The sequence below is a fragment of the Microbispora sp. CL1-1 genome, from assembly GCF_012034195.1.
In the GTDB taxonomy this organism is placed as follows: domain Bacteria; phylum Actinomycetota; class Actinomycetes; order Streptosporangiales; family Streptosporangiaceae; genus Microbispora.
Map to the genome: position 1 here is coordinate 85,338 of NZ_JAATEK010000010.1, position 11,746 is coordinate 97,083.

15 protein-coding genes are annotated in these 11,746 nt (G+C 71.7%); 9 read left to right on the plus strand and 6 right to left on the minus strand.

Translation table 11 applies throughout. The features are described from left to right. The first annotated feature begins 14 nt into the window (after window positions 1-14). The 6 genes from HCK04_RS14890 (at window position 15) to HCK04_RS14915 (ending at window position 4,765) form a co-directional block, all read left to right on the plus strand. Window positions 15-815, plus strand: a complete 801-nt coding sequence (locus HCK04_RS14890; protein ID WP_142647933.1) for a phosphatase — start codon at window positions 15-17, stop codon at window positions 813-815. Window positions 816-1,127: 312 nt separating this feature from the next. After that, the gene (locus tag HCK04_RS14895; RefSeq protein WP_030456159.1) at window positions 1,128-1,331 is read left to right on the plus strand and encodes a helix-turn-helix domain-containing protein; all 204 of its coding nucleotides are present in this window, start codon (window positions 1,128-1,130) and stop codon (window positions 1,329-1,331) included. Between the two features lie 155 nt (window positions 1,332-1,486). Further along, the gene (locus tag HCK04_RS14900; RefSeq protein ID WP_018654693.1) at window positions 1,487-1,585 is read left to right on the plus strand and encodes an AURKAIP1/COX24 domain-containing protein; all 99 of its coding nucleotides are present in this window, start codon (window positions 1,487-1,489) and stop codon (window positions 1,583-1,585) included. 71 nt (window positions 1,586-1,656) lie between these two features. Beyond that, window positions 1,657-2,706: an NAD-dependent epimerase/dehydratase family protein gene (locus tag HCK04_RS14905; RefSeq protein ID WP_142648068.1), complete on the plus strand. Its 1,050-nt coding sequence runs from the start codon at window positions 1,657-1,659 to the stop codon at window positions 2,704-2,706. A gap of 10 nt (window positions 2,707-2,716) precedes the next feature. After that, window positions 2,717-3,607 carry a lysophospholipid acyltransferase family protein gene (locus HCK04_RS14910; RefSeq protein ID WP_142647934.1) on the plus strand — a complete coding sequence of 297 codons (891 nt, stop codon included), beginning with the start codon at window positions 2,717-2,719 and terminating at the stop codon, window positions 3,605-3,607. A 111-nt stretch (window positions 3,608-3,718) separates the two neighbouring features. Further along, window positions 3,719-4,765: an alpha/beta hydrolase gene (locus tag HCK04_RS14915; protein ID WP_142647935.1), complete on the plus strand. Its 1,047-nt coding sequence runs from the start codon at window positions 3,719-3,721 to the stop codon at window positions 4,763-4,765. A gap of 22 nt (window positions 4,766-4,787) precedes the next feature. Here HCK04_RS14915 and HCK04_RS14920 read toward each other — a convergent pair whose 3' ends face one another. Together HCK04_RS14920 and HCK04_RS14925 are read right to left on the minus strand one after the other, a co-directional pair. Then, window positions 4,788-5,078, minus strand: coding sequence for an Lrp/AsnC ligand binding domain-containing protein (locus HCK04_RS14920; protein WP_142648069.1), 291 nt, complete (start codon window positions 5,076-5,078; stop codon window positions 4,788-4,790). Between the two features lie 170 nt (window positions 5,079-5,248). Next, window positions 5,249-5,683, minus strand: coding sequence for a hypothetical protein (locus HCK04_RS14925; protein ID WP_142647936.1), 435 nt, complete (start codon window positions 5,681-5,683; stop codon window positions 5,249-5,251). Here HCK04_RS14925 and HCK04_RS14930 point away from each other — a divergent pair. Then, window positions 5,682-6,104 (plus strand): MFS transporter, encoded by a 423-nt coding sequence (locus tag HCK04_RS14930; protein WP_142647937.1) that lies wholly within the window; start codon window positions 5,682-5,684, stop codon window positions 6,102-6,104. The two genes, HCK04_RS14925 and HCK04_RS14930, sit on opposite strands and share 2 nt — an antisense overlap. Before the next feature lie 13 nt (window positions 6,105-6,117). Here HCK04_RS14930 and HCK04_RS14935 read toward each other — a convergent pair whose 3' ends face one another. The 3 genes from HCK04_RS14935 to HCK04_RS14945 all read right to left on the minus strand — a co-directional run bounded on the left by HCK04_RS14935 (window position 6,118) and on the right by HCK04_RS14945 (window position 8,497). Then, the gene (locus tag HCK04_RS14935; RefSeq protein ID WP_142647938.1) at window positions 6,118-6,987 is read right to left on the minus strand and encodes an HAD-IB family hydrolase; all 870 of its coding nucleotides are present in this window, start codon (window positions 6,985-6,987) and stop codon (window positions 6,118-6,120) included. Between the two features lie 55 nt (window positions 6,988-7,042). Further along, window positions 7,043-7,804 (minus strand): DUF5667 domain-containing protein, encoded by a 762-nt coding sequence (locus HCK04_RS14940; protein WP_142647939.1) that lies wholly within the window; start codon window positions 7,802-7,804, stop codon window positions 7,043-7,045. Window positions 7,805-7,957: 153 nt separating this feature from the next. Next, window positions 7,958-8,497: a sigma-70 family RNA polymerase sigma factor gene (locus HCK04_RS14945; RefSeq protein WP_240971435.1), complete on the minus strand. Its 540-nt coding sequence runs from the start codon at window positions 8,495-8,497 to the stop codon at window positions 7,958-7,960. Window positions 8,498-8,785: 288 nt separating this feature from the next. Between HCK04_RS14945 and HCK04_RS14950 the strand changes: the two genes are divergently transcribed. Beyond that, the gene (locus HCK04_RS14950) at window positions 8,786-10,408 is read left to right on the plus strand and encodes a hypothetical protein (protein WP_142647941.1); all 1,623 of its coding nucleotides are present in this window, start codon (window positions 8,786-8,788) and stop codon (window positions 10,406-10,408) included. Between the two features lie 192 nt (window positions 10,409-10,600). Here the strand turns inward: HCK04_RS14950 and HCK04_RS14955 are convergent, their stop codons facing one another. Beyond that, window positions 10,601-10,849 carry a glutaredoxin family protein gene (locus HCK04_RS14955; protein WP_142647942.1) on the minus strand — a complete coding sequence of 83 codons (249 nt, stop codon included), beginning with the start codon at window positions 10,847-10,849 and terminating at the stop codon, window positions 10,601-10,603. Between the two features lie 194 nt (window positions 10,850-11,043). Here HCK04_RS14955 and HCK04_RS14960 point away from each other — a divergent pair, with 194 nt between their 5' ends. Continuing rightward, entirely contained in the window at window positions 11,044-11,742 is a 699-nt protein-coding gene (locus HCK04_RS14960) for a redox-sensing transcriptional repressor Rex (protein ID WP_142647943.1), read from the plus strand. Window positions 11,743-11,746: the final 4 nt, after the last annotated feature.

Below are 11,746 nucleotides of genomic sequence, written 5' to 3' on the forward strand. Positions count from 1 at the left end.
GCGCTGTACCTGTCGTGACCGCACCACCCTCCCGAGCCTCCCGAACCCCCTCCCGGGCCGAGCTGCGCGAGCACCTCGTCCGGACCGCCATCGCGGGCGACGTGGCGACCAGCCGCGAGAACAACCTCGACCACTATCGGTCGCTCGCGCTGCGCGACCCGCACTACCTGTTCGGGCTCACCTTCGAGGGCGAGTGGTCCTACCACGACGTGCTGGCGCTCATGTCCGAAAAGGTGGGAGTGACCGCCGATCCCGGCCACCGCGAGGGCCCCGACACCATCGACCCCGAGCGGACCATCGACGCCGTGGAGGAGATGGGCGATCGGATCGCCAAGGTGCTGCGGCGCGGCGCGCCCCGGGTCGTGGTCGCCACCGGGCACCCGACCGGCCTGCTCACCGTCCACCTCGCGGTGGCGCGGTTCCTCGCGGAGCGCGGCGCGACCCTGCTCACCCCGGCCGAGGGCTGGGCGTACGTCGGCGGTCTCGGCCGGCGCAGGCAGATCCGCTACCTCGACAGCGTGGCGATGCTGGAGGACCGGGGCACGTTCGTGCACACCCACGAGGCCGCGCCGATGGAGGCGATGCTCGCCGAGGAGCGGCCCGACTTCGTGATCGCCGATCACGGCTGGGCCGGGGCCGCGGGCGAGGCCGGGGTCGAGACCGTGGGCTTCGCCGACAGCAACGACCCCGCGCTGTTCGTGGGCGAGGCCGAGGGCAAGATCGCCGTGGCGGTTCCCCTCGATGACAATGTGCTGCCGCGCTACTACGCTCCGCTGACGGCGTACCTGCTCGATCGGGTCGCCCGGAGCCTCTGACATCCCTTCCGGACCTCCAAAACCGGGCATTTCGCGCCCGTTTTTGCGCCTCTGGGTCGCCGGTTTGCCAACTTTTTCGTGTGTCTGGGCGACTCTAATGTGAGAGAAGTTGGTCCGTTCCAAGATTGAGGCGAGGGGCACGGCCCGGCTGCTGCCAGCGACTTTCCCGATTTTGACGGCACACGGCTCCGTTGACTGATGGAATGAGGGGTTTGCCTACTCGGAGTCCGGACTTACGCTGACGGCAGTACACGTGCGTGAGCAATGGCACCAGTGGGGATAACCCGGAAACACGTGCGGAAGAGGCGTCCGATGGGTGCAGGCGAAAGACCTCTCAGCGAGGTGAAGTTCTTGACGGTGGCCGAGGTCGCGACCGTCATGCGGGTGTCCAAGATGACCGTGTATCGGCTCGTGCACTCGGGAGAGTTACCGGCCATCCGTGTCGGCCGGTCCTTCAGAGTTCCCGAGCAGGCGGTCCACGACTACTTGCGGGACGCGTTCATCGAAGCAGGGTGAACGGCACAGGCGACCACGCTTGACGGCGGCGTGGCCGACTCCCGGTCGACGCGGGGTCCCCCGGGGGAGCGATCTACCACGGATCGCCGGTAGTCTGTTGAGCCGGTGTGCGCTCGCGCGCCGGTTGGACAGTCACACCTTCACCTGGGGGTCCCGTGGGCTCTGTGATCAAGAAGCGCCGCAAGCGTATGGCCAAGAAGAAGCACCGCAAGCTGCTCAAGAAGACCCGCATCCAGCGGCGTAACAAGAAGTAGCCGAGACGGAGCGCGCACCGGTCCTCACGGACCGGGCGACCGTGAACACGCACACCCCCGGCGAGGCGTCGATGACTCGTACTGTGCTGGTCACCGGTGTCTCCGGTCACATCGGCGCTCGTGTTGCGCTCGCGCTCGCGGCCGACCCGGAGATCGACCGGGTCATCGGCGTGGACACTGCGCCGCCGCCATCCCCCGCCGGGGAGGACGGCGCGGTGCTCGGCCGCACCGAGTTCGTCCGGGTCGCGTTGCGCAGTCCCGACCTGGTCAAGGTCATCAGGGACGCCGACGTCGACACCGTCGTGCACCTCAGCCTGGTCAGCGGCCCCGGAGGCGGCGGCCGGGCGGGCGGCTCGGGCGGCGGCCGCCCGGCCATGAAGGAGCACAACGTCATCGGGACGATGCAGCTGCTCGCGGCGTGTCAGCGCTCCGCCACGGTGCGCCGGGTGGTCGTGCGGTCCACCACGGCCGTGTACGGCTCCTCGCCGCACGCTCCCGCCGTGTTCACGGAGGACACCGAGCCCGTCGAGGGATCGCACTCCGGGTTCGCCAGGGACGCCACCGAGGTCGAGACGTACGTGCGGGGCTTCGCCCGGCGCCGGCCCGACGTGACGACGACGCTGCGCTTCGCCACGCTCATGGGGCCGAACGTCGAATCACCGCTGACGAGCTACTTCTCGCAGCCGGTGCTGCCCACCGTGCTCGGCTTCGATCCCCGGCTGCAGTTCGTGCACGAGGACGACGCCGTCGAGGTGCTGTGCCGTACGGCGCGGGCCGACCATCCGGGCGTGTTCAACGTCGCGGGCGACGGCGTGCTGCTGCTGTCGCAGTGCGCGCGGCGCACGGGCCGCCCGGTGATCCCCATGCCGTCCCCCGCCTTCCGCTTCGTCAGCGGGCTCGCCCGCGGCGCGCGGCTGGTGGACTTCTCGCCCGAGCAGCTCGCGCTCATGAGCCACGGCAGGGCCGTGGACACCACCAGGCTCGCCGCCGAGCTCGGCTGGCGGCCCAAGTACAGCACGGCCGCGGCGTTCGACGACTTCCTCAGGTCGCGCGGCGGTCCCGGCGACCTGCCGCGTGCCCTGGTCGACTGGCTGGCCGCCGTCGTCCGGCCGAATTCGTGACGAGGCGTTGATGGACGACTTCCAGGGCCGGCGTACGGATGAGAACCCGGGTGAACGCACGGCCGACGAGCGGCTCGCCGAGCTGTTCGCGTTCCTGCGGCGCAGGGTCACCGGCGCATACGAGGTCGACGAGTTCGGCTTCGATCCCGATCTCAACGAGAACGTGCTGATCGAGGCGCTGCGCCCGCTCTATCGGCACTGGTTCAGGGTCGAGGCCCTCGGGCTCGGCAACGTGCCGGCCGACGCGGGCGCGCTGATCGTCGCCAACCACTCCGGCACGCTGCCCATGGACGCGCTGATGCTGCAGGTCGCGGTGCACGACGAGCTGGACAGGCCGCTGCGCCTGCTCGGGGCGCACCTGGTCTACCAGCTTCCGGTGCTCGGGCACCTGGCCCGCAAGTCCGGGCACACGCTCGCCTGCCCCGAGGACGCCGACCGGCTGCTGCGCAAGGGCGAGGTCGTCGGCGTCTTCCCGGAGGGCTTCAAGGGCATCGGCAAGCCGTTCTCCGAGCGTTATCGGCTCCAGCGGTTCGGCCGGGGCGGGTTCGTCGCGTCGGCGATCAGAGCAGGCGTGCCGATCGTCCCGTGCGCCATCGTGGGGGCGGAGGAGATCTACCCCAAGATCGGCGACATTCCGGCGCTCGCCCGGCTGCTCGGCCTGCCCTACCTGCCGATCACGCCGCTGTTCCCCTGGCTCGGGCCGCTCGGCCTGCTCCCGCTGCCGTCCAAGTGGCTGATCGAGTTCGGCGAGCCGGTCCGGACCGACGAGTACGCCCCGGAGGAGGCCGACGACCCCCTGCTGGTCTTCGACCTGACCGACCACGTCAGGGAGACCATGCAACGGCAGCTCGACGCGCTGCGGCTGCGCCGGGGCCCGGCGTTCCCCCCGATCGTGATGTGACATCCGGCTGCCGGAAGCGTCTTGGGCGCGGAGTCTGACAAAACACGGGTCTGACAAAAGGGACCTACCGGTCGGTATGGTGTGCTCACCCTCATCCCCCGGAGGAGCACCATGAGCAAGGGGCGGAACGCCGCCCTCGCCGGGCTCGCCCTCGGCCTGGCGATCGGCAGGGTGGTCAGCGCCGCGCAGCGCGTCCAGACCAGGCGGGCGAAGACCGCGTCGGCGTCCGGCGGCGCGCCCGGCCGCCGGACGACGGTCACGACCGACGACGGGGTCCGCCTGGCCGTGGAGATCGACGACCATCCCGATCCCCGCTGCGCCGTCGTCTTCGCCCACGGCTGGCTGATGAACCGGAACTGCTGGCAGCCCCAGCGCGAGGCCCTGGCCGGCCTCGGCACGCTCGTCTTCTACGACCAGCGCGGGCACGGCGACTCCTCGGCCGGGCCGCTGGAGACGTACACGATCGACCGGCTGGGCGACGACCTCGCGGCCGTCATCGAGGCCGCCGTGCCGGAGGGGCTGCCCGTCGTCCTCGCAGGCCACTCGATGGGCGGCATGACGATCATGGCGCTCGCCGACCGGCATCCCGCCCTGGTCGAGTCACGGGTGGCCGGCGTGGCGCTGCTCAGCACGTCGTCCGGCGGGCTCGCCGACACCACCTTCGGCCTTCCCGGGCCGCTCGGGCGGCTGGCGCCCCGCGTCACGACCTCGGTGTTCGAGAGCATGCTGGCCCGCGCCGAGGCCATCGACGCGCGGCCCCGCGTTAAGAGCTGGACCAACCTGCCGGTGACCCGCTACGCCGCCTTCGGCAAGGGCGCGAGACGGCGGCACGTCCGGCTGGTGAACGCGATGGCCGCGGCGACGCCGACGGAGGCCATGGTCGGGTTCTTCCGCGCTTTGGGGGTGCACGACAAGCACGCGGCCCTACGGACGCTCAGGCGCGTTCAGACGCTCGTCATGGTGGGGGAGCGCGACCGGCTCACCCCGCTCGCCCACGGCCGCCGGATCGCCGAGGCGCTGCCCGACGCCCGGTTCGTACGGATCCCCGGCGCCGGGCACATGATCGGCTACGAGCGAGCCGAGCTGGTGAACCGGGAGCTGACCGGCCTGATCATGCGGGCCGTGGCGGACCACGCCACCGGCCGCTCCGCCGCCTGACCACGGCTCGGGGGCGTCCGGCTCAGGCGCGTGCCGGGCGGCCTGCCGGCCGCGCGGCCACGGGGGTGAGGTGTCCGGCCGCCTTGAGCGTGTGCAGCACGGGTGCGGTCTCCAGGGTGCGGATCGCGTCGAGCGCGCCGAGCCGCCGGGTGAGATAGCGGTGCAGGTCGGCGGGGCCGGTGCAGAGCGCGTGGGCGAGCAGGTTGGTGGGGCCCGTGGTGGCCGCGACGACGGCCGGCTCGTCGTGGGTGGCCAGGGTGGTCGCGACCCGGTCCAGACGCGCGGGCGCGACGCGCGCAGCCGTCCGCGCCAGGCGGTTCCATCGGGCCGGTGATGGGCCTGGCGGCCGTGTGCGGGCCCGTGCTCGGGGCCGTTCTCACCCGCGTCGACCTGCTCGGCCTGTCGTGGCGGGCGGCGTTCCTCGTCAATGTGCCCCTCGCCGCCGTGGTCCTGGCCATCGCGCCCGCCCTGCGGGAGAGCAGGTCACCGCACCCGCCCCGGCTCGACCTGCCCGGCACGGCGCTGGCCGTGCTCGGCACCGGCCTGATCGTCTATCAGCTCATCCAGGGCGACGCCGCCGGGTGGCCCGCCTGGGTCTGGACCGCCCTCGCCGCGGGCGTCGCCGTCCTCGCGGCCCTCGGATGGCACCAGCGCCATCGCGCCGGGCGGGGCCGCAGCCCGCTGATCGAGCCGAGCCTGTTCCGCGACCCGGGCTTTCCCGCCGCGCTGGCGACCTCCACGCTGTTCTTCGCGGTGATGAACGGCCTGAGGGTGGCGATCGTCCTGCACGTGCAGCTCGGGCTGGGCGACGACGTCCTGACCGCCGGGCTCACCCTGCTCCCGTGGTCGGCCGGCATGGCCGCCGCCTCCTGGTGGGCCGGCGCCCCGGCTGGTGCCCCGCCACGGAGCGAAGATCATGTTCGCCGGGCTCGCCGCCCTGCTGGCCGGGCTGATCTGCGCCGTCGCCGTCTATCCGGGCGCGTCCGCCGGTGGCTACTCCTGGCCCCTGCTCGCGGCGCCGGCGCTCGGCGGAGCGGGAAACGGGCTGTTCACCGTCCCGTTCTTCACCACGGCCCTGTCACGGGTGCGGGCGCACGAGACCGGATCCGCCGCCGGTCTCCTCAACGCCGTCCAGCAGTTCGGCGGCACCCTCGGCGTCGCCGTTCTCGGCACGGCGTTCCTGCACAGGTTCGCCGCGGACGTGCGGTCGCACCTCGGCGCGGGCGGCGCGGCCCTGGGGGCGATCCGGCTCACGTTCTGGATCGCCGCGGCGCTCGTCGCCGTCACGGCCGCCCTGATGGGCGTACGGAAGCCCCTCGCGGAGCCCGCGGGCCACTGACGGCGCGTCGAGGTCAGAGGACGGAGCGGTAGTGGCGGCGCAGGGCGATGCCCGCGGCGACGCCGCCCGCGATGGCTCCCGCGGTCGCGGCGATCGGCAGGCCGATCATCGTCGCCTTCCTGCCGGTGCGGAAGTCGCGGACCTCCCAGCCGTGCTCCTTGGCGTGCTCGCGCAGCTCGCTGTCGGGATTGATGGCGTGTGGATGCCCGACGAGGGAGAGCATCGGCAGGTCGTTGGCCGAGTCGCTGTAGGCCGAGCAACGGGACAGGTCGAGGCCCTCGCGGCGGGCCAGCGCCCGGATGGCCTCGGCCTTCGCCGGGCCGTGCAGCAGGTCGCCGACGAGCCGTCCGGTATAGGCGCCGTCGGCGGTCTCGGCGACCGTGCCGAGCGCGCCGGTGAGCCCGAGCCGCTGCGCGATGACCCGGGCCAGCTCGACCGGGGTGGCGGTGACCAGCCACACCCGCTGCCCGGCGTCCAGGTGGGCCTGGGCCAGCGCGCGGGTGCCCTGCCACACGCGGTCGGCCATCACGTCGTCGTAGATCTCCTCACCCAGCCGGACGACCTCGTCCACCTTCAGCCCGGCGACGAAGGCGAGGGCCATCTCCTTGGCCTTGGCGATGTGCTCGGGGTTCTCGTTGCCCCGCACGCGGAACCACGCCTGCCCGAGCGCGAACTTCATGAGGTCACGGCTGGTGAACAGGCCGCGCGCCGCGAGTCCCCGGGCGAAGTGGTAGATCGAGGCACCGCGCATCATGGTGTTGTCGACGTCGAAGAACGCCGCCGCCGAGAGGTCGGGGACGACCTCGGGGGCGGACACCGCCGCGGCGGCCGCCACCTCGCCGGCGATCTCCGCCTCTTCCCGCCGTCGCAATAGCCGCCTCATGGCTCATCAGCTTAACCGCCGGAGGGTGTACGCAACGGGAGCGGGACATGACGTGTCAACGTCCGGAACCGGTAAACGATTCGATGTAAATCAGGTATTGATTCGCCTTGTCGCGATTTTCCCCGTCGAGCTTCGGCAGCAGCGGCTCAACGAGATTGCGCTGCTCACGGGCGAACTTGCGGGCCGCGCCGTCGGCGTGTCCCTCCCGGACCACCCGGCTCAGCGCGGCCCTGGTGGTCGTCTCCAGGTCGTCGAGCGTCTGCCCGATGAGCCGGCGGCGCTCCGGGCTCGCCGCGTCCACCAGCGACGCGGTCTCGGCCGCCCGGTGCCGCGCCGCGACCATCTGCCGCTGCGTGAGCTCCTCCTCGTCGTACGCGAGGCGGAGCACCGTCGACTCCGCCATCCTCTTCAGCGGATACAGCGCCTCGCCGGGCACCGCGTGGTAGGTGCGCACACCGGTGCCGAACATCGCCGCCAGCAGCACGCAGAACACCAGCACGGGGCGCAGCCGTACGAGCAGGGACCGGCGGGGCCGGGGCCCCGGCGACGCGGCGGGGGGCGCCGCGTGCTTTCCCGCCGCGTGCCTGCCCGCGGCGCGCTCGGCGGCGTGGGCCCGCATCAGGTCGGCCCGCAGCTTCTCGCGGAACTCAGGTCTCGGGCCGCCGCTCAGCAGGGAGCGAAGGCCGGCCACGCGCGCGACGACCCCGCGCGTGCGGCGCGACGGGCGCAGGCGCGACAGGAAGCGGTGACCGGCGCGCCTGCGGGAACGGGCCGACGACCGGCCGCCCGCGCGGCGTGAGGGTCGCCACCAGCCCATCACCGTTCCCGCCATCCCCCGCTTGACGCGCAGCGGAGATCCGCTCGCGGGGCCGGGAGACGTCCGTCACCTCCCGGCCTGCCCGCGAATCCGCCTGCAGATCCGACCTGCCACATGCCCAACGATGGGGTATGGGTAATGGTTACGGGGGCGTCAGCCGAGATCGTCGGGGAGTGCCCGGGCGAGCGCCCTGATCGCCCGGAACTGGAGCGCCTTGATCGCCCCGGACTTCTTGCCCATGATCATCGCGGTCTCCGCCAGCGACATCCCGTGCAGGAAGCGCAGGATCACGCATTCCTGCTGCTCCGCGCCCAGTTGCTTGATCGCCTGCATCACGCGCTCGTTGACCATGTTGGTGACGACCGCGTTCTCGGGGATGTGCGGGCCGTCCAGAGGCGTGTCGAGTATCTCCGCCGTGATCACCTCAAGGCGGTTGCGGCCCGACTTGTAGTGGTCGGTGACGAGGTTGCGGGCGATCGTCACGAGCCAGGCGCCGAAGTCGCGGCCCTGCCAGGTGAACTCCGTGATGCCCCGCAGCGCCCGCAGGAACGTCTCGCTCGTCAGGTCTTCGGCCAGCGCGTGGCTGCCGACCCGGAAGTAGACGTATCGGTAGACCAGCTCCAGATAGTGGTCGTAGAGCGCGCCGAACGCCTCGCTGTCGCCGGTCTTGGCGCGCAGCACGAGGCTCCGCATCTCGTCGTGCTCGTGCTCGCGATCGGAGAGATCGGCGGAACGCGCGGGTTGCGCTGCTCCTGCTGCTACCGGAGGGGAAAGCCCGGCCAACGGCCACGTGTTCGGCATCCGTTATCCCATGGGGGAAGGGGAGTCGGCGTGCTCGAACACTCTAGAAATCAACGGGAGATTACACAATCCGTTCGGGTGGGGGAATCCGCTTCAGGTGTGCGTACGCGGGCGTGACATTCCTGGACATGGCCACCGGCTACCGGTCAGAAGCAGATGTCCGGCAGCATGGGTCCCACCATGGAAGTCCTCGTCGCTCTCCTCGCGTTCGCCGGCGCCCTGCTCGCCGGCATCACCACCGGCGTCCTCGTCGGGCGTCTCCGTGACGAGCCGGCCGGTTGGCTGATCGCGTGGAGCGTCGCCACGGGCGCGCTGGCGCTGTCGCTCGGCGCGGTCGCCGTCGGACACCTCACCGGGTTCGGGCCCGTGACGTTCCGGGCCTACCAGATCACCGGCTCACTGCTGGCCCCGCTCTGGCTGGCGGTCGGCGTCATCCAGCTCCTCGCGGAGAAGGGCGGAGCCCGCTTCGCCGGCTGGCTCCTCGGCGCCGCGCTGACGGTCGTGGGCACGGTGATCATGGTGCTCGACCCCGTCGTCACCTCGGGCTTCGACAAGTCGCTGCCCGACGGGCCGACCCACTGGGACATCTGGCCCGAATGGCTGCTGCGGGGCGTCCACGGCCTGGTGGTCTTCATCCTCCTGCTCGGCCTCGCCATGGCGGTGATGGCCTGGCGGGACGGAGACGAGTACGACGTCGACAACATGAACGCGACCGTCGTGCTCGCCCCGGCGGGGATGGCGATCTCGGGCGTGCTCGAATTCGGGCTTCCCGGGCTGGTCGTCGTCGCGGTGCTGGCCGCCTCCGCCGGAGGCGTCTGGTACGTCGTGGCCCGGCCGCTCGCGCCGTACGACGACGAGGGCGAGGACGACGACGAGGCCCCGGAGGAGGAGTGGCAGGGGCGGCGCGGCGGACGGGCCGACAGCGCCCTGCGGGCCGAGACCCGCGTGCCCTCCGCGCCCTCGGGGCCGCCCACGCCGCCGCGCGGGGCACCCGGAGGCCGTCCAGGCGGGCCCGGTGCGGTTCCGCCCGGGGTGCCGGTAGCCGGAGGACCGGGAGCCGGGGGGCCGGGAGCGCCGCGCCGTTCGGGGCTCGGGGACCTGGTGGCCGAATATCGGGCGGGGGAGCAGAGCGAGGTCGACTACGCCGCCCGCATGCGGCCCTCCGACGGTCCGCTGTCGCCCGACGACTTCGGCGGGCCCATGACCGGCCAGCTTCTCGCCGCGGACCAGTACGGCCAGCCCCGCCGACCTGAATACGGCATGCCCGCGGCGGCCCCGGCCGAGCCCGACCGGGCGATGCCCGCCACGGGGGCCCTCTATCCCGGGGCGGAGGTCCCCGACCCGGCCGACCTCGCCGCGAGCTTCGGCGTCGGATTCGGCGGCAGGTCCCGCCCCGCCATGACCCAGCCGGGCGGGCAGGGGCCGCAGCAGGCGGGCCGGCCCGCCGGTCAGGGCGGCTCGGTGAAGCCGGCCCCCGGCATCTACGGCCTGCTGACCGTCTTCACGCTGCTCGACGGCTCGGGCGAGGCGTTCGACAAGCTCGCCGAGGAGACCGTCGAGGCGGTGCAGCGCAACGAGCCCGACACGCTGCTGTTCGTCTGCCACGCGGTCAAGTCGGCCCCGCTCCAGCGCATCGTCTACGAGCTCTACCGCGACGAGGTCGGCTACAGCGAGCACCAGCGGCAGCCGCACATGGAGCGCTTCGCGACCGAGCGGGTGAAGTATGTGCTGGCGGCCAACGTCATCGAGCTGAGCGTCAACGCCGCCAAGGTGGTCCCCCTGCCCACCCGCCGGGTTCTCTAGACCGCTGTCCCCCTACGTTCGCGGGCGGAGAGAAGAGAACGTTCACGGGCGGAGGGAGCGGAGCGGGTGGAGAAAGCGGAGCGGGCTTCGCGAGGACCGCAGCTTCCTCCCGGTGCGGTGACCGGCCCGGCCGAGGTTCGTGGACGTCCGGCTGGAAGCGGCCCGGGCCGCGCATGGACCCCGGGCGCGGCGTCAGCGCTGCAGGGCCTCGCGGAGGCGGTTCTCGTTGACCCGCCAGTAGTCGTGCTGCACGCCGTCGATCAGGACGACCGGGATCATCTCCCAATATTCGGCCTGGTCCTCCGGCGAGGCGGTGATGTCGCGTTCCTCCCAGGGAACGCCCAGATCGGCGGCCACGCGCTCGACCACCGCGCGGGCGTCGTCGCACAGGTGGCAGCCCGGCTTGCCGAGCAGCGTGATCCGGTGGTCTTGAGGAGCCATGCCCTCGATTATCGCGATCCTCCCGGCCCGGAATGGAGACCGCCGCCCCCTCCTGGGACCCTTGAGACGAGGGAAGCCTCACACGATCGACTTTGTGCATAGCTTCACAAAGGCACTAACCTGGTATTCATCCGTCGCATCCGCTATGCGGCCGGGGGCGCAACCGGCCGTCCGTCCCCCTGGAGCCCCGGCAAGTGATCCGCCGAATCCCGCAGCCCCGTGACCGCGGCATCCCCGACGCCACGGTGGCGAGGTTGCCGCTCTATCTGCGCGCACTCAACGGGATGGCCGAACGGGGCACGGCGACGGTGAGCTCGGAGGATCTCGCGGTAGCCGCCGGGGTGAACTCCGCCAAGCTCCGCAAGGACCTGTCCCACCTCGGGTCGTACGGCACCAGAGGCGTGGGATACGACGTGCAGTACCTCATCTACCAGATCTCGCGTGAGCTTGGTCTCACTCAGGACTGGGCCGTGGCCATCGTCGGCGTCGGAAATCTCGGCCGCGCGCTGGCCAACTACGGCGGGTTCGCCTCGCGCGGGTTCCGGATCGCGGGCCTGCTTGACGCCGATCCGCACGTCGTGGGCGATCGCATCGCAGGTCTCGTCGTCGAGCACGCCGACGAGCTGGAGTCCGTGATCAAGAAGCGCGGAGTCTCGATCGTGGTGATCGCCACGCCCGCCACGGCGGCGCAGCAGGTCTGCGACCGTGTCATCGCGGCCGGAGTCACCAGTATTTTGAACTTCGCCCCCGTCGTCTTGGCTGTGCCTGACGGCGTGGATGTCCGTAAAGTCGATTTATCCATCGAACTGCAGATACTTGCGTTCCACGAGCAGCGCAAGGCTAATGGAGGGCCCATCATGGCCGAGGAGTGGCCGGACGGGGTGGTCATGTGAGTGA